We start from the raw sequence: 20,686 nt of genomic DNA, 5'->3' as shown, positions 1-20,686 counted from the left end.
TTTAAACACATTTTTTTATTTTCGAGCTTTTTCGTTGTATTCACTGCTATTATCTGTTAAAATGGAATGACAACGAATACAAAGTGAGGATTATCAAATGAGTGATGAATTCAAAAACGGAACCTGTGCACCCAGCGACTGTGCTTCCTGCGGACTGGACTGCGGAAACACTTCTCCGGAAAGTCACAACACCATTACACTGACGCTGGACGATGACACTGAGATCGAATGTGCAATTCTGACCGTATTTCCAGTAGAAAAGCAGGAATACATTGCGCTGTTGCCGCTGGACGAAAATGGCCAGAATCAGAGTGGAGAGGTATATCTTTATAAATTCTCCCGTACAGAAACAGGAGATCCAATTCTTGCCAACATCGAAAGTGATGATGAATATGCAAAAGCTGCAGAGGCTTTTGACGTTGTTCTTGACAATGCACGTAAGGCAGAAGCCGCCGGAGAACCTCTGGAATAAAGATTTCCATAAACAATCAAATTTTTCTGCAAAATAAGCAAAACAAAATGGAGATTTAAGCCATATCGGCCTGAATCTCCATTTCATTTTGCTTATTTTATCTCTATAACAATTACTAATTCTTATTTTTTCTCGGTAGTACTTCCAAATCCGCCATTACGGATTCCGGTAGCTTCATCATCTACAGTAATACCATACTCAACAAAAATTCCCTGCATAAAACCTGTTCCGGCCTGAATATTCACAGTTTTACCTTCATTACTGTCATTGGTAATCTTCGCAAAGATATGACCTTCATTATCAGAATAAAAATAATCACTGTCAATGATACCTACTGTGTTATTCAGCTGCAGACGGAATTTAAATCCCAGTCCACTTCTCGGGTAGCATTTCAATACCCAGTCCTGCTCCATTTCCACACGGACTCCCGTTGGAATCTTGGCTGTTTCACCCGGATTCAGTACAATATCCGCAGGTGCAAAGAAATCATATCCTGCACTTCCGGCTGTTGCCCTTACAGGAAGAGAAATTTTCTCATAAGTGTCCTGTATTTCTTTATCATCCGCTGCCGGGAATGTATCTTTCCAGTCCTTTGCAAACTGCTCCGGACTTACTTTATGAAATTTTGCAATTCGTTTCATGCTGCCTCCTGTTTATTCGCCTGTTCCTGCTCTTTAATTATCACAATGCAGAACGACTTTGCCTTCACGAAGTGTAGAAGGAACATCTATCACACGCTGATTGGATGAGCCCTTCCAGCGAAGAGAAGTATCTCTTTTATCAATCTGAAATTCACCGTCCACACAGACATCCAAATACTGTACAATCTCTTCATTACAGATTTCTTCCCATAAGGAACCTGTATACAGCCAGATCGTCTTATTTGGATATTTCTCACGAATTTTTTTTGCGAAAGCAGTAACCGTAGAAATATTGGATGGATGCAGCGGATCACCTCCCGAAAAAGTGATGCCGCCGATATAATCCTTATCCAGTTCTGTAAAGATCTCTGCTTCTTCTGCTTCCGTAAACGGAAGGCCTCCGTTTGGATCCCAGGTGATCGGATTCTGGCATTCCCGACAGCAGTGATTGCAGCCGGCAACCCAGAGTACTACCCGAAGTCCGTCTCCGTTCAGCATATCATCCTTGGTTATATTATGATATCTCATAGTTATACTTCTTCCGGTACATCCTTAATACTGAAGCTCATTCTTCCCATCTTGTCTTTACCCATGCAGATAACTTTTACCTTATCGCCAAGCGTCAGAACATCTTCTACACGATTGATTCTGTGATCACTGATCTTGGAAATATGAACCATTCCTTCTTTGCCAGGAGCAAACTCAACAAATGCACCAAATTCTTTAATGCTGACAACTGTACCTTCAAAGATCTGTCCTGCTTCAAAATCAGTTGCAATTGTTTTGATCATTTTCTTTGCTTCATCCATACCATGCTGGTCAACGCCACAGATAGATACTGCACCTTCATCTGTGATGTCGATCTGAACACCTGTACGTTCGATGATTGCATTGATCGTTTTTCCTCTCTGTCCGACTACATCACCGATTTTCTGAGGGTCGATCTGAATCTGTACGATCTTCGGCGCATATTTGTTGACATGATCACGAGGAGCTGCAATGCATTTCTCCATAACTTCTGTAAGAATATATTCTCTTGCTTCTTTTGTTCTGCGGATAGCTTCTTCTACGATCTGTCTTGTCAGACCATGAATCTTGATATCCATCTGAATTGCAGTGATACCATCATGTGTACCTGCAACCTTAAAGTCCATATCTCCAAAGAAATCTTCCAGGCCCTGAATATCTGTCAGAACGATGTAGTCATCATCTGTAGCGCCTGTTACCAGACCACAGGAAATACCTGCTACCGGTTTACGGATCGGCACACCTGCTGCCATCAGAGACATCGTAGATGCACAGATACTTGCCTGAGAAGTGGAACCATTGGATTCAAAAGTCTCAGATACTGTACGGATCGCATATGGGAACTCTTCTGCTGACGGAAGTACTGGAACAAGAGCTCTCTCTGCAAGTGCACCATGACCGATCTCACGACGTCCCGGTCCTCTGGATGGTTTTGTCTCACCTACAGAATAAGACGGGAAGTTGTAATGATGCATATATCTCTTGGATGTTTCAAACTCATCAAGTCCGTCAATTCTCTGAGCCTCAGAAAGAGGAGCCAGAGTTGTCATTGTGCAGATCTGAGTCTGTCCACGTGTAAACATGGCAGAGCCATGTACTCTTGGGATGATATCAACTTCTGCAGCCAGCGGACGAATCTGCGTGATCTGACGTCCATCCGGACGTTTGTGATCTTTAAGGATCATCTTACGAACAGTCTTCTTCTGATACTGATATACGGCTTCGCCAAGAACAGCCAGCCATTCTTCATTATCTGCAAATGCATCCTGAAGTCTTGCTGTGATCTCACGGATATTTTCTTCTCTTGTCTGCTTGTCATCTGTAAAAACAGCTTCTTCCATTTCTTCCGGAGGCACAATCTTCTTAATTGCTTCAAACAGTTCTTCCGGAACTGCACAGGAAGCATACAGATGTTTTTCTTTACCACATTCAGCTACGATCTTGTCGATAAAACGGATGATCTCCTGGTTTACATCATGTGCCTTATAGATTGCTTCAATCATAGTATCTTCCGGAACTTCATTTGCACCGGCTTCGATCATGATGACTTTTTCTCTTGTGGAAGCAACTGTCAGCTGAAGATCAGAAAGTTCTTTCTGAGCCAGAGACGGGTTGATAACGAATTCACCGTCGATCAGACCTACCTGTGTAGTTGCACACGGTCCGTCAAACGGAATATCAGAAATGCAGGTTGCAATAGAGGAACCAAGCATAGCCGGAATCTCCGGATTGCATTCCGGATCTACAGACATAACCATGTTGACCAGAGTTACATCATTTCTGTAATCCTTCGGGAACAGAGGACGCATCGGACGGTCAATAACACGGGAAGTCAGGATTGCATGCTCACTTGCCTTTCCTTCTCTCTTGTTGAATCCTCCCGGGATTTTGCCTACGGCATACATTTTTTCTTCGTATTCAACGCTCAGGGGGAAGAAATCGATTCCTTCTCTTGGCTCTTTGGATGCTGTTGCTGTGGAAAGTACAGTTGTGTCACCATAATGCATCAGGGCTGCACCATTTGCCTGCTTTGCAACACGACCAATATCTACAGTCAGTGTTCTGCCGGCTAATTCCATAGAATAACTTTTGTACATATTTTTTCTCCTTTAAATTCTGTGTTGATTATTACTGTTCACAGCAACCAGGTCATTCAGAAGCCCGAAACAACTGAAAAAGCCATTGCAATCAATGGACTTTTCAGTAGTCTCGGAAATAACTTCTTTTTTCCTGTCGCTATAAACCTATAAAACTGCAACATGTAAAAATGGGGCGGATGGTTATCCGCCCCGTCCGCATACTAATTATTTTCTTAAACCTAATTTTTCAATCAGTGCACGGTATCTTTCGATGTCTGTTTTCTTCAGGTATGCCAGAAGTCCACGTCTCTGACCAACCATTTTCAGCAGACCACGTCTGGAATGATGATCTTTGTGATGTGTCTGTAAATGCTCTGTCAGTTCCTGAATTCTTGCTGTAAGAACTGCAACCTGTACTTCCGGTGATCCTGTGTCACCCTCGCATCTTGCATATTCTTTCATGATCGCCTGTTTTTTTTCTTTTGAAATCATTGTGATTTCCTCCTTAAATATAATAATTAATGAACCGCCACATATTAAGAAACGGTTGGAGATTCCAATCTCTGAATATGGGCTGAATTACACCTCGACTAGTATAGCATAAAACATGCAGCATTGTAAACAACTATTTTTTGCCAAATGATAAAGTTTTTACCAGCTCTTTTTCTTCCTGAAACCAGTTCTTTCCGGACTCAATATCTCTGCGGATCTGTGCCTTCAGAGCCTCAAAAGAAGTGAACTTCTGTTCCGGACGAATATATTTATAAAAATCAACTCTACATTTCTGCCCATAAAGATCCAGATCACAGTCAAACAGATTTGTTTCTACTCCAAGGAAATTCTCTCCGACTGTTGGTTTATATCCCACATTCGTGATTCCCGGATAATCTCCATCCTCAAGATGCGATACTGTCACATAGACCCCATTCGGAGGCATCAGCTTCGACTTCGGTGGAATGATATTCGCTGTTGGAAAAAAATCCCGATGCCCCATTCCTCTTCCATGTTCAATGACCCCTGCCGTGAAAAACGGACTTCCCAGAAGATCTGCAATCTTTTCCATATTTCCTTTTTTCAGTTCTTCACGGATATAAGTACTGCTGATCTTACGGTTGCCTTCCATTTCTTTTGCAATCACAATTGTTTCGTAATCGTATTTTTCTCCATATTTTTCCAGAAGCTCCGGAGATCCCTTGCGCTCATGACCAAAACGGAAATCTTCTCCCACAACCACACAGGAAGCCTGAAGATCCCCTTTGAGTATCTGTCGGATAAAAACATCTGCTTTCATATGCTTTATCTGATCATTCAGAGGACATTCCAACAGTATGTCCACGCCCATTTTTTCCAGAAGTATACGACGTTCTTCTGAAGTAAGGATCGTCTGTCTGTCGGAAACAAACGCCATGACCACTGCCAGTTCTCCATATTCTTTTTTTCTGTTCAGGATCGTCTGAATCAGTTTCCTGTGACCACGATGGATTCCATCGAATTTTCCAAGTGTTACCGCACAGTGGCTGAACTTTGGAAACTGTCCTTCAATCTTTACGTATTCCATATTGTGCTGTTACTCCTGACTTTTATAGCTCACCCGGAGCCTATAAAAACATTTTCTGTGGCTGATAGCGTTTTTTCACCTCATCCCACTGGTAAATTCCCTTGAATCCACCCTGGCTGTCACACATACGCACCCAGCCTTCTTTGTGCTCTCCTCTGACAAATCTCTCAGCAAGCGCATTTCCATTTTCCAGAAGGCGGTCGCCTTCCCGTGTACAAAAAATTTCCGGATAATCCTTCAGGGCCTGCCCGATACTGATCACCCGGTCTCCAATTGTACCATTTCTTACCGCTTCCTCAACCTGCGCAAGTGTCATACTATCTTCCCAGACAAAATTCCCGGATCTGGTGCGGAGCAATTCTTCCATACAGCCGCCACATCCGAGTTTCTGTCCGATGTCATGACATAATGTACGGATATATGTTCCCTTACTACAGGTCACAGAAAATCGCACATATGGAAGCTCTATCTTTTTAATCTCAATCTCATAAAACTGTACAGCACGCGGCTTTCGCTCTACTGTCTTACCTTCACGGGCCAGTTCATAGAGTTTCTTCCCGTCTACTTTCAGAGCAGAATACATCGGTGGAATCTGCTGCTGTTCCCCCAGGAAACTCCTGATCACCGTACGTACCTCTTCTTCTGTTACTTCGACAGGCTTTTCTTCAAGAACCGTTCCTGTCATATCCTGGGTATCTGTTTCCAGCCCCAGATGAAGAAGTGCCTCGTATGTTTTCTGTTTTTCCGTCAGAAGATCAACCAGCTTCGTTGCCTTTCCGAGAACGACCGGAAGCACACCTTCTGCTTCCGGATCCAGTGTCCCGGTATGTCCGATTTTCTTCATATGAAGGATTCCACGGAGTTTTGCAACAACATCAAAAGAAGTATATCCTTTTTCCTTACGGATATTCAATACGCCATCCATTATGCGTTCTCCTCTTCTGTCAGCTGTTTTTCAATTTCTGCTGTAATATTATTGATCACATCATACATAGAGCCCTGCAGGTCACAGCCCGCTGCTCTGGTGTGTCCACCGCCTCCAAAGAAGACTGCCACCTTGCTCACATCTACCCTGCCATTGGAGCGAAGGGATACTTTGAATGACTGTGTCTCCAGCTCATAAATAAAGATTGCTACTTCCACGCCTCGGGTAAGTCGGAGCTGACTGACAATGCCATCCAGATCGCTTCCTGTCACGCCATAAAAATCCATATCTTTCTTTCGAAGATATCCGATGATGCATGTACCGTTCTGAAGAAGAATACTTTCTGCAAGAACTCTTCCCATAACCTGATTCTGGATATATGTTTTCTGATAAAAAGATTCATCTATGATCCTGCTGAACGGAATTCCCGTCTTCATCAGTTCTCCTGCAATCCTCATGGTTTCCGGTGATGTAGAAGAATACTGAAAAACGCCTGTATCATGGATCATTCCTGTATAAACAGCCGTTGCAACCGCAAGATCCACTTTATCCGGATCCAGAATTCCATACAGTACTTCACAGCAGGAGCTAACCTCTCCACGGATATGATTCACATCTGCAAATCCCGAATTGCTCACATGATGATCGATGCATACTGTTTTCTTTGCATGCTCAAACAGATTGTCAGCAAGTGCCAGACGGTCTCTGGCACTTACATCACAGGTAATAAAAAGATCGAAGATTCTTTCTTCTTCCACTTCTGTTTTTATTTCATCGATAGATTCAATATGTCCGAAGATCGGCTTCGGATGGTCCAGATAAACATTCACATCAATATCCGGAAAATATTTTCTGATATACAGATACAGAGCCATACAGGAGCCGACACAGTCGCCATCCGGACGGATATGTCCACCGATTCCGACAGTTTTCACACCTTCCAGTACTTCTGCTATATTTTTCATGAACACACCTCTTACTCTTCCTCAGTCTTCCCTAAAGAAGCATCTCTTCTGGCAACATCATCAATCAGTTTTGACATATTCACACCATACTCAATCGATTCATCAAGAATGAAACGTATCTCCGGTGTATTTCTCAGATTGAGATTTTTTGCAAGTTGTCTTCTGATATATCCCTCTGCCTTATTCAGGCCCTGGATCGTTGCGTCCTTTGCTTCTTTGTTGCCCAGGACACTGATAAATGCCTTGCAGGTCTTAAGATCAGGCGCAACTTCCACAGCCATGACTGAAGTCATTGGATGAATGCGAGGATCTTTGACTTCATTTCTGATGATCGTACTGAGTTCTTTCTGAACCTCACCATTGATCCTTGTATTCTTAATACTGTTTTTTCTCATTTATGATTCACTCCTATCTCGGTATTTCCAATTACCTTGGCACTTCTACCATGATATAAGCTTCTACTTTATCTTCTTCTTTCACATCGTTGAATCCGTCAAATACAAGACCACATTCGTATCCTGCTTTTACTTCTTTAACATCATCCTTGAAGCGCTTCAGAGAAGCAAGTTCACCTTCGAATACCTGCTCGCCTTCACGTGTAATACGTACCTTGCAGTTTCTCTGGAAAATACCATCCAGAACATAACTTCCTGCAATTGTACCGACACCTGAAGCTTTGAACAGCTGACGAACCTCTGCATGGCCGATAACTTTTTCCTCGTATACCGGATCAAGCATACCTTTCATAGCAGCTTCCACATCTTCGATTGCCTGATAAATAACTTTGTAAAGACGAAGATCTACGCCCTCCTGATCAGCCAGCTGTTTTGCCATAGCATCCGGACGAACATTGAATCCGATAATGATCGCATTGGATGTAGCTGCCAGAGATACATCAGACTCATTGACAGCTCCAACACCGCCGTGGATCACACGAACAACAACTTCTTCATTGGACAGCTTGGTCAGACTCTGTTTAACAGCCTCGACAGAACCCTGTACGTCTGCTTTAACGATGATCGGAAGCTCTTTGAGGTCACTTGCCTGGATCTGATCAAACAGGTTATCCAGAGAAAGTTTGCCTTTTGTTTCTTCAAGCAGATGTTTCTTGTTTTCAGTAACGAATGTAGCTGCAAAGCTCTTGGCTTCCTTATCGCTCGGGAATGCCATCAGGATCTCACCTGCATTCGGAACATCACTGAGGCCAAGGATCTCAACCGGTGTAGAAGGACCTGCTTCTTTGACACGTCTGCCTCTGTCATCCATCATTGCACGCACTTTACCACTGCATGCGCCTGCTGCAATAAAGTCGCCTACATGAAGTGTACCTTTCTGTACAAGAATTGTGGCAACCGGTCCCTTACCTTTATCAAGCTGAGCCTCAATAACAAGACCTCTTGCCGCACGATTCGGATTTGCCTTGAGTTCCAGTACCTCTGCAGAAAGAAGGATCATTTCAAGCAGTGTATCGATTCCCTCTCCTGTATGGGCAGATACCGGTACAAAAATAGTACTTCCACCCCAGTCTTCCGGAATCAGTTCATATTCGGAAAGTTCCTGTTTTACTCTTTCCACATTTGCACTTGGTTTATCGATCTTGTTGATTGCAACAATGATCTCAACACCCGCTGCTTTCGCATGGCTGATTGCCTCAACAGTCTGTGGCATAACACCATCATCTGCTGCAACAACAAGTACTGCGATATCTGTGGAGTTTGCACCACGCATACGCATTGCAGTAAATGCTTCATGTCCCGGTGTATCCAGGAATGTGATCTTCTGTCCATTGATCTCAACTACAGATGCACCAATGTGCTGTGTGATTCCACCTGCTTCCCCTCTGGTTACATGTGTATCACGGATTGCATCCAGAAGAGATGTTTTACCATGGTCAACGTGACCCATGACACAGACTACCGGCGGTCTCGAAACCATATCCGCTTCATCTTCTTCGTCTTCTTTCAGAAGTTCTTCGATAACGTCTACTTTCTCTTCCGGCTCTACGATAATATCATAATCCAGTGCGATCTCCTGTGCTTTTTCAAAGTCGATCTCATGGTTTACCGTTACCATAGTTCCTTCCAGGAACAGTTTTTTAACGATTACAGACGGCTGCATCTTCATAGCTTCTGCGAGCTCACGGATTGTCATTTTCTCCGGAAGTGTGATTTCTTTTACTTCTGGTTTCTTCTCTTCCTGTTTTGGCTGAGGAGTCGGTTTCTGAAGAGCTTTCGGAATTCTAGAAAGATTTCTTCTTCCACCCTGGTTCGGTCTGTTATGACCTGCACCGGATTTCTCAAAGTCTTTCTTTTTGTTCTTATTCTCTCTGTCACGCTCTCTCTTGCTGTCTTTGGATGTTTTTGTCAGTTCTGGTGTAAATACAGCGTCATTCTCTCTTCTTCCGCCGCCATTTCTCTGTCCGCCACGGTTGTTTCCGCCAAAGCGTCCTTCACCTCTGTTATCCGGTCTTCCGTTTCCGCCCTGTCCTGGTCTTCCCTGGCCACCCTGCTGCGGGCGTCCACCCTGACCTCTCATCGGACGGCCATTTCCATCACCCTGACGTGCCGGACGACCTTCACCCTGTGGTCTGGCCGGACGATTTCCGTCACGATTCGGACGACCCTGTCCATTATTTCCATTGCGATCAGAAAATCTTTTTTCTCCGCCACGGAAATCACGGTTTCCTCTGTTATCTCCACCACGATTGTCACGGCCTGAATCTCTTCCGTCACGATTATTCTGGCGGTTCTGTCCTCTGTTATTATTGTAACCGGACTGTTCCTGTCTTTGCGGTCTTGCAGAATTGTTCTGTACCGGTGCTGCCTGTCTGATCTCTGTCGGTTTCTTTGTCTCCGGAGTCTCAGACGGTGCCGCTGCCTGCGGTTTCTTTGGTGCTGCTTCTGCAGCCGGTTTCTGCTGTACCGGTTCAGCCGGTTTTACAGCCTGTGGTTTCTGCTGCGGTCTTGCAGCCGGTTTTTTATCTGATGCCGGACGTTTCGGTCTGTTTTTGCCACCGTCACTTGCATTCTGTGCGTGATATACACGAATAATATTTTTTTTCTTTTTGGGAGCCTCTGTCTTCTCTGCTTCCGGTTTAGTTGTTACCATTTTTTCATCTGTTCTGGAATTATCCACGTTGGTAATCTGCTCCTTTCCCCTTTGTGATAAATGTTCTTTTATTCTGGCAGGTTCATGCTCTCTGCTCTTCGGCACATTGATTCCTCCTTCACGTCAATGACTTCGGATCTTGCTGATTCTGGATCACACTGTTTACATTTACTGTTCCATCTTCTCAAGTTCTTTCAGCATTGCTTTCGCAAAGTTCTCATCCTGTACCGCCAGACTGGCACGAAATTCCTTGCCGCAGAATTTTCCCAGTTCCTCTTTATCCGCGAGGAAATATACCGGTACTTCGTAAAACTCACACATATTACGGAATTTTTTCTTTGTATTTTCGGATGCGTCTGCCGCAACCAGTACCAGAAAACCTTTTCCGCTCTTCACAGATTTCTCTGTGGAGAATTCTCCGCTGGCTATCTTACCTGCTTTTGTGGCAAGCCCCAGCAGTGATAAAACTTTATTGTTGTTTTTCAATATCGTTTAACTCCTTTTTCAGGTCTTCATAGACCTCATCCGGTATTGCGGTCTTCAGTGACCGTTCCAGTCCCCGGGTTTTTACGGCTTTTTCCAGACATTCCTGGGAAAGACATACGTACGCACCTCTTCCGTTTTTTCTGCCTGTTGCATCAAGCACGATCTCATTCTCCGGAGTTCTCAGTACACGGATCATTTCTTTCTTACTTTTCATTTCTCTGCAGCCGGTACACTGGCGCAGAGGTGTTTTATTCTTTGTCTTCATAGATTATTCTTCAACAGTAGTTTCTTCTGAAACTTCCTCTGTTTCTTCAGTCTCTGTTTCTTCTGACTCTACAGCACCTTCTTCACTGTACTCCTCTTCGTCGTAGTACTCATCCTCGTCATCATAGTCATACAGTTCTCCAGACTCTCTTGCCTGAGTCTCACTCTTGATATCGATCTTAAATCCGGTCAGACGAGCCGCAAGACGTGCATTCTGTCCTTCTTTACCAATTGCAAGAGACAACTGATAATCTGGAACGACTACCAGTGCAGTCTTTTCATCCGGATCCGCCATAACAGCGATAACCTTTGCCGGACTCAGTGCATTTTCAATCAAGATTGCCGGGTTTTCATCCCAGTTGATGATGTCGATCTTCTCACCACGCAGTTCCTCTACGATGGAATTGACTCTTGCACCGTTCATACCAACGCATGCACCTACCGGATCTACATCAGGATCATTGCTCCATACAGCAATCTTGGTACGGGAACCTGCTTCTCTGGCAATACTCTTGATCTCAACAGTTCCGTCTTTCACTTCGGCAACTTCAGATTCAAACAGACGTTTTACAAGTCCCGGATGTGTTCTGGACAGAAGGATACGAGGTCCTTTCGGTGTATCTTTGACTTCAAGGATATAAACCTTGATTCTTTCTGTAGGCTCAAATTCCTCACCTTTCACCTGCTCGTTCTCACTCAAGATACCGTCTGCCTTGCCAAGATTTACACTGACATTTTTGCCCATTACACGCTGTACGATACCTGTGACAACTTCTTTTTCCATTCCATAATACTGATCATAAAGGACTTTACGTTCTTCCTCACGGATTTTCTGAAGAATTACGTTCTTTGCATTCTGCGTTGCAATACGGCCGAATTCTTTAGAATGGATCTCAACTTTGATCATATCTCCCAGTTCTGCATTTGTATTGATTTTCTGTGCATCCACCAGGGAAATTTCCAGTGCCGGATCATCTACGAATTCCTTTACTTCACGTTCTGCGTAAACGCTGAAATCACATGTTTCCGGATTGATCGTCACATGCACATTATCTGCTTTACCAAAATGGTTTTTGCAAGCCTGGATCAGGGACTGCTCAATCGCACCCAGTAATGTATCCTTGCTGATGTTTTTTTCTTTTTCCAGGATATCCAGGGCTTCCATTAACTCTTTGTTCATTTTTGTTATTTCCTCCTATTTTATCAAAGCATATCTGAATCGTATTTAAAACTCAATTGCCAGACGGATCAGGGCAATATCCTTTTTGTCAAATGTGCGTAACTGCCCGTCCTCATCGATCGTCACACTGCTTTCATCATATGCATTTAAAATCCCACAGAATTCTTTCTGCTTTTCGATTGGACGATAGGTCCGGATCTCTACCAGTTTACCCATGCTTCTGGCAAAATCCTTCTCCTTTTTCAGTGGTCTGTCAAGACCCGGCGAACTGATTTCCATGATATAGCTGTCTTCAATAAAATCGTTCTCATCCAGTTTATCACTGAACGCTCTGCTGACTGCTTCACAATCGTTAACAGTAATTCCACCCGGCTTGTCGATATATCCACGAAGATACCAGTTTCCTGCTTCCTTCACATATTCTACATCTACCAGTTCGAATCCCTGGCCCTCAACGATCGGTGCCAGCAATGCTTCTGCTTTCTGTTCATATTCATCCCGTCTGCTCATATTTCCACCTGCCTTTCGCACATCCGGAGCATCTCGCAAAAAGAGTGGACCGAAGTCCACTCTCTTGTTGTCCGTTATCATGTTAAGTTCATTCTAGCACCTTACTTCCGGAAAAGCAAGGTTTTTTTTATATCCTCGGCTTTATGCCCTTCGTATCCCGCTTTGCAAGCCGCACTTTATTCAGTGCATATTCTTTATCATGATAGGAAATCGTATATTCCTGATGACCTGCCAGAAGGTATGCATGCTCCAGATAATCATCGTCTGCCAGTTTCATGCCCCGCACACCAAGTGCAGTTTTCTTCATTGTCGAAACTTCTTGTGCCAGGAATCGCAGGAAGCAGCCTCCATGGCTCTGGAGCACAATCTGCTCCATCTCGGAAGCACTGCCAATAAAGATCAGTTCATCTTCATCCGCCAGCTTTGTTGACGCGATCGTTCGTTTAGCCACATCAAATTCCGCACCTTCTACCAGTTTGCACATAGAAGTCTTTGTCACAAACAGCAACCTGTCTGAACGCAGTTGTCCTACCGGTGCCACATAAAGCATGCGTTCCTGGGAACTGTCATAATTACTGAGATTGTCCACCGGTGTTCCCTTGTCGCGGAAACGGCCAAGCGGTATATCAACGGCTTTGATCGTATGCATCTTGCCTGTATCTGTAAATATACAGATCTTGTCTGTATTCATACAGTTGAATACATATTTATTTTCATTATGAACAGCTTCTTTGTTTCGCTCATAAGCATTTTTATCTATAAGCTTCATATAACCAAAGCGATCCATCAGGAAGCAGACTTCCATCTCTTCCATCTTCTTCTCTTCATAGACAGCTTCTTCTGCATTTTCAATCGCTGTACGGCGTTTTCTTCCGTATTCTTTCTTGATGGCGTCCATGTCTTTGATGATCACGGCCGCCATGGAATCATAATTGTCCAGGATATCTTTATAAAGAGCAATGTTTTTCATTGTCTCTTCATGCTCAGCCTGCAGTGCTTCAATTTCCAGACCGATCAGTTTATACAGACGCATATCCAGAATGGCATTTGCCTGACGTTCTGTAAAAAGAAGTTTTGCAGCAGCCTTCTCACTGGCTTTTGACTTGAATTTAATTCCCTCTGTAATTCCTTCTACCAGACATTTCTTGACCTGTTCACGATTCTTACTGCCACGGAGGATCTCAATGATCAGGTCGATCACATCACACGCTTTGATCAGACCTTCCTGAACTTCCTGTTTTTCCAGTTCTTTGTCCAGCAGTGTGTGATATTTACGTGTTGTGATCTCAAACACAAAATCAACGTGATATTCAATAATCTGCTTCAGGCTTAATGTTTCCGGTCTGCCGTCAGCAACTGCCAGCATATTTACGCCAAACGTATCTTCCAGACGCGTTTTCTTATACAGCATATTGGTCAGATTTTCCACATCGGTATCTTTCTTAAGTTCCAGTACGATACGGATGCCTTCCTTGGAAGACTGATTGGAGATATCTACGATATCTGTTGTCTTCTTTGTTTCTATAAGAGATGCCACGTCATTCAGGAACTTGCCAATGTTTGCTCCCAGCATGGTATATGGAATCTCCGTAATGACAAGCTGTTTTCTTCCGCCTTTGAGTTTCTCTACTTCTACTTTTCCACGCAGGCGGATTTTGCCGCTCCCTGTCTCATAGATCTTATGGAGATCATCTTTATTGACCACAATACCTCCGGTCGGAAAATCCGGCCCTTTGATATATCGCATCAGTCCTTTGACACTGATCGTGTTATCTTTCATATATGCTTTGACAGCATCGATGACTTCCCCTAGATTGTGTGGTGGAATACTGGTTGCCATGCCGACCGCAATACCATCTGCACCATTTACCAGAATGTTCGGGATGCGCACCGGAAGTACCGATGGTTCTTTTTCCGTCTCATCGAAGTTCGGAACAAAGTCCACTACATTCTTATCAAGATCACTCAAAAATACATCCTGTGTCAGTTTTTCCAGTCGTGCCTCTGTATAACGCATGGCAGCTGCGCCATCACCCTCGATTGAACCGAAGTTACCATGTCCGTCTACAAGTGTTCTGCCTTTTTTGAAATCCTGTGCCATAACAACAAGTGCGTCATAAATGGAACTGTCACCATGTGGATGATATTTACCCATGGTATCACCGACAATACGTGCACATTTACGATACGGACGGTCATAGCGGATTCCCAGTTCATACATATCATACAACGTTCTTCTCTGTACTGGTTTCAGACCGTCACGCACATCCGGAAGAGCACGGGAAATGATAACACTCATTGCATAATCGATGTATGATTTCTGCATAATTTCCGAATAATCGGTACGAATTACATTTTCCTGTTTTGTTTCCATATCTTATCCCACCTTATACATCAAGTTCTGCATCGGCTGCATGCTCGTAAATAAATGCCTTACGCGGCGGAACTTCACTGCCCATCAGAACTTCTGTCACACTGGATGCAAGACGTGCATCTTCTATCTCCACGCGTTTCATTCTTCGAGTCTCAGGATTCAGCGTGGTCTCCCACAGCTGTTCTGCATCCATCTCTCCAAGACCTTTGTATCTCTGCAAAGTAAAGCTTCCCGGTTTATGTGTCTTACGATATTTTTCAAGTGCTTTATCATCATACAGATATTCTTCCGGTCCCTTTTTCGGCATTGCCTTATAGAGTGGCGGCATCGCAATATATACATGGCCTTCATAGATCAGTTCCGGCATAAAACGATAGAACAATGTCAGAAGCAGTGTGGAAATATGCGCACCGTCAACATCGGCATCCGCCATGATCACGATCTTGTCATAGCGAAGTTTGCTTATATCGAAATCATTTCCATATCCTTCAGAAAATCCGCATCCAAATGCATTGATCATAGTCTTGATCTCCGCATTGGCAAGCACTTTGTCAATGGTTGCTTTTTCAACATTCAGAATCTTGCCCCTGATTGGAAGGATTGCCTGATAATTACGGTTACGGGCTGTTTTTGCAGAACCGCCTGCGGAATCTCCCTCTACGATAAAGATCTCACACTGTGACGGATCCTTTTTCTCGCAGTTGGCAAGTTTTCCATTGGAATCAAATGAATATTTCTGTTTTGTAAGAAGATTCGTTTTGGCACGTTCCTCTGTCTTACGGATCTTCGCTGCCTTTTCCGCACAGGAAAGAATCATTTTCAATGTTTCAAGATTACGGTCAAAATACAGGACCAGCTGCTCTCCCAGTACTTTTCCTGTTGCCTTGGCTGCATCCTGGTTATCCAGCTTTGTCTTTGTCTGACCCTCAAAGCGAGGTGCCGGATGCTTGATTGATACGACTGCCGTCATTCCATTACGGATATCCGCACCGGTAAAATTCGGATCTTTATCTTTGAGAATACCGATTTCTCTGGCATACGTGTTCATAACTGTTGTAAATGTTGTCTTAAATCCGGTCAGGTGTGTACCACCTTCTGCATTGTAGATATTATTACAGAATCCAAGAACATTCTCACGGAATTCATTTGTATACTGAAAAGCAACTTCCACCTGAATCCCATCTGCTTCTCCTTTGAGATAAACAGGTTCATGAAGCGCCTCTGTACTGTGATTCATGTCACGGATATAGCCCACAATACCCTCCGGCTCATGGTACTCTTCTTTGACCGGCTCTGTTCCACGCAGATCTTCAAAAATGATCGTCAGCTCCGGATTCAGATAAGCAGTCTCATGAAGACGGCTCTTAACATCTGTAGCAGAAAAACGTGTTTTCTCAAAGATTTCCGGATCCGGCAGGAAATTGATGCAGGTTCCGGTCTCTTTTGTCCTGCCAAGTTTCGGAAGAAGTCCGTTCTCCAGTTCGATCGTAGGAATTCCACGTTCATAGTGGTCATGATGTACATATCCATCACGGCTTACCTTGATATCCAGATAAGTAGAAAGTGCATTCACAACGGAAGATCCGACTCCATGGAGCCCACCGCTTGTTTTATAAGCAGAATTGTCAAATTTACCACCTGCATGAAGTGTCGTAAATACCAGACGTTCCGCAGACATCCCTTTCTCATGCATATCCACCGGAATTCCCCGGCCATTATCTGTTACGGTACAGGAACCATCTTTTTCCAGCACCACATGGATCTGACTGCAGTATCCTGCCAGATGCTCATCCACTGCGTTATCAACAATCTCATAAATCAGATGATTCAGTCCTTTTCGAGAGACACTTCCGATATACATACCAGGACGTTTGCGGACTGCTTCCAGTCCTTCCAGAACAGATATGCTCCCCGCATCATAAGTTTCCTTTTTTGCCATGGCTCTTTTCCTTTCTTTCATATTTCCATCTTCAAACATTTGTTCTATATCATACATGATTTGTCCGTAAAAAGTCAAATACTATTCTTTTATGATTTTCGGGCAAAAAAATAACCCGAACCACCGTTCGAGTCATCTTATTGTATATTTAGAGCAGCCAGTACGGGAATCGAACCCGTGTTTTCGCCGTGAGAGGGCGACGTCTTAACCCCTTGACCAACTGGCCTTGCGTCAACCGACTTGCTTAGTATATATCAGCTTATCGGAAAATGCAAGCCTTTTTTTTAATTTTTTTTAAAAATTTCAAAAAAGCAGTTTTTTCGCTTATTTTAGCCCAGGTCTATCTTGAGATCACCCGGCTTGATAATTCCTCTGGCACGAAAAATCTTGCCGATCACCCATGTGATCAGAAGCGGAAGTACAAAGCAGATCAAAATCATGCCAATCCACTCAAACGCTCCTGTCTGGTATCCTTCCGGCATCTGTGTCCATCCGGTAACAACCCCGATTGGTCCTACCAGTCCGGAAGTACCCATTCCGGAAGAAATTGCCGGTCCGTTGTTTCTCATATGGAACACGCAGGTGGCAATCGGCCCTGTAATCGCAGAAGTGATCACCGGTGGCAGCCACAGGACAGGTTTCTTCATAAGGTTCGGAACCTGGAGCATGGAAGTTCCAAGTCCCTGTGCCACAAATCCGCCAACTCCATTATCCGGAAAGCTTAAGATTGCAAAGCCAAGCATATGTGCACAACATCCTGCTGTCGCAGCTCCACCTGCAAGTGCCAGACCATTCCAGACTTCCATTGTCACACTGCCGTCAGCAAGTCCTGCAAGCACTGCCCCTCCACTGATTCCTACCGCAGCGCAGATTGCCGCTGAGCTGATTGGAAGTGTCAGCACGATTCCAACGACCACAGAGATGATCATTCCCATCCAGAACGGACGAAGATCTGTTGCCCATCCGATAAATGCTCCAAGTGCATCACAGATATTTTTGCAGACCGGTGCAAGAAGCATCGCAAGAACCACTCCAACGATCACAGTCACTGCCGGCGTCACTATGATATCTATTTTTGTTTCCTTAGATACCAGTTTACCGATCTCACATGTGATCACTGCGACAAAAAACACCGCCAACGGACCACCAGAACCACCAATTGCATTACAGGCAGCTCCGACCGCACACAGCGAATACATAACCAATGGTGGTGCCTGAAGTGCATGCCCAATAGCAAGTGCCATTGCCGCACCGGTCACACTGGTCGCATAACCGCCAATCTCCAACAGCTTTTCTGACACAAAACTTCCCGGACACACATTCTGTCCGATTGTATTTATGATCGTACCGATCAGAAGTGACGCAAAAAGGCCCAATGCCATAGAGCCCATTGCATCAATGCCATACCTTTTGAAGGATATGATCACGTTCTTTCTTTTCAGAAAGCTTTCTTTTTCGTTATTCATTTTTTCTCTTTCCTCTCATTCATTTCTGATTCGAAAATCATTCTTCCGGATCAGCCACAGGTTCTGCCGGAATAAATACACGAGCATGTTTTTTCTCTTCATGCTTCTGTTTTTTGGCTTTTGCCTGTGCTTCCTTACAGAATTCCATCTGGGAATTCACAAGAACCTTTCCTCTCTTGTCCTGTTTTTCATAAGTGCCGTCCGGCTGCAGAATATGCGCCTTTACATTATCACGGAATTCCAGATCCAGTACATGCAGGATTTCTTTCTTAATACTTTCATCTTCTACCGGAAATACAATTTCCACACGGCGGTCAAGATTTCGTGGCATCCAGTCAGCGCTTCCCATATAGATTTCATCAATTCCATTATTTTTGAAATAGAAAATACGGCTGTGTTCCAGAAATTCTCCAACGATCGAACGTACGTGGATATTTTCACTGATACCTGGTATACCGGTTCTCAGGCAGCAGATACCCCGAACAAGCAGATTGATCTGTACTCCACAGGAAGATGCATAATAGAGTGCCGCAATGATTGCAGGATCACACAGAGAATTCATCTTCGCCGTGATCTCCGCTGGTTTACCCTGTTTTGCATGTTCTGCTTCCCGTTCAATCAGCTGCAGAAAACGGTTTTTCATCCAGATTGGTGCAACAATCAGACGATTCCATTTCTTCGGCTCCGAATATCCGGAAAGCATATTAAATACAGCCGTTGCATCTTCTCCAAAACGTTCATCACAGGTAAAAATACCACAGTCTGTATATAGTTTTGCTGTAGAATCATTATAGTTACCAGTTGCCAGATGTACATATCTTCGGATTCCTGTCTCTTCTCTGCGTACCACCAGTGTGATCTTACTGTGCGTCTTTAAGCCAACCAGTCCATAAATAACATGGCATCCTGCCTTTTCCAGCATTTTGGCCCAGACAATATTATTCTCTTCGTCAAATCTTGCTTTCAGTTCCACCAGAACAGAAACCTGTTTGCCATTTTCCGCCGCCTGCGCCAACGCTGCAATGATCGGAGAATGTCCACTAACTCGATACAGAGTCTGTTTGATTGCAAGTACACCCGGATCTTTTGCTGCCTGCCGTACAAAATCTACAACCGGATCAAAGCTCATATATGGATGATGCAAAAATACATCTCCTTCTCGGATCACCTGGAAAATATCTTTATCATTCTGAAATTCCGGAACCGGAGCCGGTGTATATTTCGGACTCTTGTATTCATCAAAGCCCTCCATTCCGTAAACCTTCATCAGCATAGTCAAATCCAGCGGACCCGGAATATTATAAATGTCTGTATCCTTAATCTCAAACTCTTCTTTAAGAATACCCAGAAGACGTTTATCCATCTTTTCTTCCGCTTCCAGGCGAATCACTTCACCCCACTGACGCTTTTTCAGCTGTTTCTGGATCTCAACCAGCAGATCTTCTGCTTCATCCTCGTCAATCGTCAGATCTGCATTTCTCATAATTCTGTATGGATGCGCACAGACTACATCATTACTCAGAAACAGCTTACCAATATTGCGCTCAATGATCTCTTCCAGAAGGATCACGGTTCTCTCACCGTTCTTTTCAGAAGGGATCTCTACGATTCTCGGCAGCACAGACGGTACCTGGACTGTTGCAAATTCCAGTTCTTTGGCATGCTTTTTGTTACTTTTCTTGGCGATCAGCGCACCGATATTCAATGTCTTGTTGCGGATCAGTGGGAATGGTCTGGAAGAATCCATTGCCATCGGTGTCAGCACAGGATATACGTTATCTTCAAAATAGCGATCCACGAATTCTGCCTGTTTCACTGTCAGGTCTTCATGTTCTGCTACAAGATGAAGGCCCACTTTTTCCAGTGCCGGAAGTACAGAACGGTTAAACGTGCTGTATTGCACACGTACAAGCTCATGTGTCTGGCTGCTGATTTCCTTCAGCTGTTCCTCCGAAGACATGCCCGCAATGTCTTTTTTCTTATAGCCTGCATGTACCTGATCTTTCAGTGATGCCACACGCACCATAAAGAATTCATCCAGATTGGAAGATGTAATGCTTAAAAATTTCAGCCGTTCAAATAATGGCAGACTTTTATCACGTGCTTCACTCAGAACACGCTCATCAAATTTCAGCCAGCTCAGTTCACGGTTCACATAGTATTCCGGTTTTTCATATCTGCTAAGATCCATA

General features: G+C 44.0%; 18 protein-coding genes and 1 tRNA gene. 1 reads left to right on the top strand and 18 read right to left on the bottom strand.

The features are described from left to right. The first annotated feature begins 97 nt into the window (after positions 1-97). A complete protein-coding gene (locus NQ503_RS07410; protein WP_005425069.1) occupies positions 98-472 on the top strand; it encodes a DUF1292 domain-containing protein in 375 nt (124 codons plus the stop codon). A gap of 122 nt (positions 473-594) precedes the next feature. On the opposite strand, the gene NQ503_RS07405 is transcribed toward NQ503_RS07410, so the two are convergent. From NQ503_RS07405 to NQ503_RS07320, 18 genes are all read right to left on the bottom strand, one after another. After that, positions 595-1,113: a dCTP deaminase/dUTPase family protein gene (locus tag NQ503_RS07405; protein WP_005425070.1), complete on the bottom strand. Its 519-nt coding sequence runs from the start codon at positions 1,111-1,113 to the stop codon at positions 595-597. Between the two features lie 33 nt (positions 1,114-1,146). Further along, a complete protein-coding gene (gene nrdG / locus NQ503_RS07400) occupies positions 1,147-1,641 on the bottom strand; it encodes an anaerobic ribonucleoside-triphosphate reductase activating protein (RefSeq protein ID WP_005425071.1) in 495 nt (164 codons plus the stop codon). 2 nt (positions 1,642-1,643) lie between these two features. Beyond that, positions 1,644-3,737: a polyribonucleotide nucleotidyltransferase gene (locus NQ503_RS07395; RefSeq protein WP_022388082.1), complete on the bottom strand. Its 2,094-nt coding sequence runs from the start codon at positions 3,735-3,737 to the stop codon at positions 1,644-1,646. A 207-nt stretch (positions 3,738-3,944) separates the two neighbouring features. Beyond that, entirely contained in the window at positions 3,945-4,211 is a 267-nt protein-coding gene (gene rpsO / locus NQ503_RS07390; RefSeq protein WP_015542977.1) for a 30S ribosomal protein S15, read from the bottom strand. A gap of 133 nt (positions 4,212-4,344) precedes the next feature. Beyond that, a complete protein-coding gene (locus tag NQ503_RS07385) occupies positions 4,345-5,277 on the bottom strand; it encodes a bifunctional riboflavin kinase/FAD synthetase (RefSeq protein ID WP_005425074.1) in 933 nt (310 codons plus the stop codon). 40 nt (positions 5,278-5,317) lie between these two features. Beyond that, entirely contained in the window at positions 5,318-6,202 is an 885-nt protein-coding gene (truB, locus tag NQ503_RS07380) for a tRNA pseudouridine(55) synthase TruB (protein ID WP_005425076.1), read from the bottom strand. Then, positions 6,202-7,167, bottom strand: a complete 966-nt coding sequence (locus tag NQ503_RS07375) for a DHH family phosphoesterase (RefSeq protein WP_005425082.1) — start codon at positions 7,165-7,167, stop codon at positions 6,202-6,204. Before NQ503_RS07375 ends, truB begins: the two co-directional genes overlap by 1 nt. Before the next feature lie 11 nt (positions 7,168-7,178). Further along, positions 7,179-7,562, bottom strand: a complete 384-nt coding sequence (rbfA, locus tag NQ503_RS07370; RefSeq protein ID WP_005425083.1) for a 30S ribosome-binding factor RbfA — start codon at positions 7,560-7,562, stop codon at positions 7,179-7,181. A gap of 31 nt (positions 7,563-7,593) precedes the next feature. Then, positions 7,594-10,380, bottom strand: a complete 2,787-nt coding sequence (gene infB / locus NQ503_RS07365) for a translation initiation factor IF-2 (protein WP_330368424.1) — start codon at positions 10,378-10,380, stop codon at positions 7,594-7,596. 63 nt (positions 10,381-10,443) lie between these two features. Further along, positions 10,444-10,761, bottom strand: a complete 318-nt coding sequence (locus tag NQ503_RS07360; protein WP_022388945.1) for a L7Ae/L30e/S12e/Gadd45 family ribosomal protein — start codon at positions 10,759-10,761, stop codon at positions 10,444-10,446. Further along, positions 10,745-11,026, bottom strand: a complete 282-nt coding sequence (gene rnpM / locus NQ503_RS07355) for an RNase P modulator RnpM (RefSeq protein ID WP_005425089.1) — start codon at positions 11,024-11,026, stop codon at positions 10,745-10,747. Before rnpM ends, NQ503_RS07360 begins: the two co-directional genes overlap by 17 nt. A 3-nt stretch (positions 11,027-11,029) precedes the next feature. Continuing rightward, on the bottom strand, positions 11,030-12,205 hold the full coding sequence (gene nusA, locus NQ503_RS07350) for a transcription termination factor NusA (RefSeq protein ID WP_022388946.1): 1,176 nt from the start codon (positions 12,203-12,205) through the stop codon (positions 11,030-11,032). Between the two features lie 45 nt (positions 12,206-12,250). Next, on the bottom strand, positions 12,251-12,715 hold the full coding sequence (locus tag NQ503_RS07345) for a ribosome maturation factor RimP (protein ID WP_055055652.1): 465 nt from the start codon (positions 12,713-12,715) through the stop codon (positions 12,251-12,253). Positions 12,716-12,842: 127 nt separating this feature from the next. After that, positions 12,843-15,089: a DNA gyrase/topoisomerase IV subunit A gene (locus tag NQ503_RS07340; RefSeq protein WP_005425094.1), complete on the bottom strand. Its 2,247-nt coding sequence runs from the start codon at positions 15,087-15,089 to the stop codon at positions 12,843-12,845. Between the two features lie 13 nt (positions 15,090-15,102). Beyond that, positions 15,103-17,028: a DNA gyrase/topoisomerase IV subunit B gene (locus tag NQ503_RS07335; RefSeq protein WP_044925709.1), complete on the bottom strand. Its 1,926-nt coding sequence runs from the start codon at positions 17,026-17,028 to the stop codon at positions 15,103-15,105. Between the two features lie 154 nt (positions 17,029-17,182). Next, a tRNA-Glu gene (locus NQ503_RS07330) sits at positions 17,183-17,254 on the bottom strand. Positions 17,255-17,357: 103 nt separating this feature from the next. Then, positions 17,358-18,494 (bottom strand): PTS sugar transporter subunit IIC, encoded by a 1,137-nt coding sequence (locus tag NQ503_RS07325; RefSeq protein WP_005425098.1) that lies wholly within the window; start codon positions 18,492-18,494, stop codon positions 17,358-17,360. A gap of 37 nt (positions 18,495-18,531) precedes the next feature. Next, positions 18,532-20,685 carry an RNA degradosome polyphosphate kinase gene (locus tag NQ503_RS07320; protein WP_005425104.1) on the bottom strand — a complete coding sequence of 718 codons (2,154 nt, stop codon included), beginning with the start codon at positions 20,683-20,685 and terminating at the stop codon, positions 18,532-18,534. Position 20,686: the final 1 nt, after the last annotated feature.

This window comes from Blautia obeum ATCC 29174 (assembly GCF_025147765.1).
In the GTDB taxonomy this organism is placed as follows: Bacteria; Bacillota; Clostridia; order Lachnospirales; family Lachnospiraceae; genus Blautia_A; species Blautia_A obeum.
The sequence above is the reverse complement of the archived record's forward strand: the minus strand, read 5'-3'. Positions and strand labels throughout refer to the sequence as shown.

What these genes read in the sequence shown, in the direction of transcription:
- rpsO (WP_015542977.1), bottom strand. Translation starts at nt 4,211, where the DNA reads ATGATTTCAAAAGAAAAAAAACAGGCGATCATGAAAGAATATGCAAGA.
- NQ503_RS07405 (WP_005425070.1), bottom strand. Translation starts at nt 1,113, where the DNA reads ATGAAACGAATTGCAAAATTTCATAAAGTAAGTCCGGAGCAGTTTGCA.
- NQ503_RS07385 (WP_005425074.1), bottom strand. Translation starts at nt 5,277, where the DNA reads ATGGAATACGTAAAGATTGAAGGACAGTTTCCAAAGTTCAGCCACTGT.
- NQ503_RS07395 (WP_022388082.1), bottom strand. Translation starts at nt 3,737, where the DNA reads ATGTACAAAAGTTATTCTATGGAATTAGCCGGCAGAACACTGACTGTA.
- NQ503_RS07345 (WP_055055652.1), bottom strand. Translation starts at nt 12,715, where the DNA reads ATGAGCAGACGGGATGAATATGAACAGAAAGCAGAAGCATTGCTGGCA.
- rbfA (WP_005425083.1), bottom strand. Translation starts at nt 7,562, where the DNA reads ATGAGAAAAAACAGTATTAAGAATACAAGGATCAATGGTGAGGTTCAG.
- NQ503_RS07340 (WP_005425094.1), bottom strand. Translation starts at nt 15,089, where the DNA reads ATGGAAACAAAACAGGAAAATGTAATTCGTACCGATTATTCGGAAATT.
- NQ503_RS07410 (WP_005425069.1), top strand. Translation starts at nt 98, where the DNA reads ATGAGTGATGAATTCAAAAACGGAACCTGTGCACCCAGCGACTGTGCT.
- NQ503_RS07320 (WP_005425104.1), bottom strand. Translation starts at nt 20,685, where the DNA reads ATGGATCTTAGCAGATATGAAAAACCGGAATACTATGTGAACCGTGAA.
- truB (WP_005425076.1), bottom strand. Translation starts at nt 6,202, where the DNA reads ATGGATGGCGTATTGAATATCCGTAAGGAAAAAGGATATACTTCTTTT.
- nrdG (WP_005425071.1), bottom strand. Translation starts at nt 1,641, where the DNA reads ATGAGATATCATAATATAACCAAGGATGATATGCTGAACGGAGACGGA.
- nusA (WP_022388946.1), bottom strand. Translation starts at nt 12,205, where the DNA reads ATGAACAAAGAGTTAATGGAAGCCCTGGATATCCTGGAAAAAGAAAAA.
- NQ503_RS07335 (WP_044925709.1), bottom strand. Translation starts at nt 17,028, where the DNA reads ATGGCAAAAAAGGAAACTTATGATGCGGGGAGCATATCTGTTCTGGAA.
- rnpM (WP_005425089.1), bottom strand. Translation starts at nt 11,026, where the DNA reads ATGAAGACAAAGAATAAAACACCTCTGCGCCAGTGTACCGGCTGCAGA.
- NQ503_RS07325 (WP_005425098.1), bottom strand. Translation starts at nt 18,494, where the DNA reads ATGAATAACGAAAAAGAAAGCTTTCTGAAAAGAAAGAACGTGATCATA.
- NQ503_RS07375 (WP_005425082.1), bottom strand. Translation starts at nt 7,167, where the DNA reads ATGAAAAATATAGCAGAAGTACTGGAAGGTGTGAAAACTGTCGGAATC.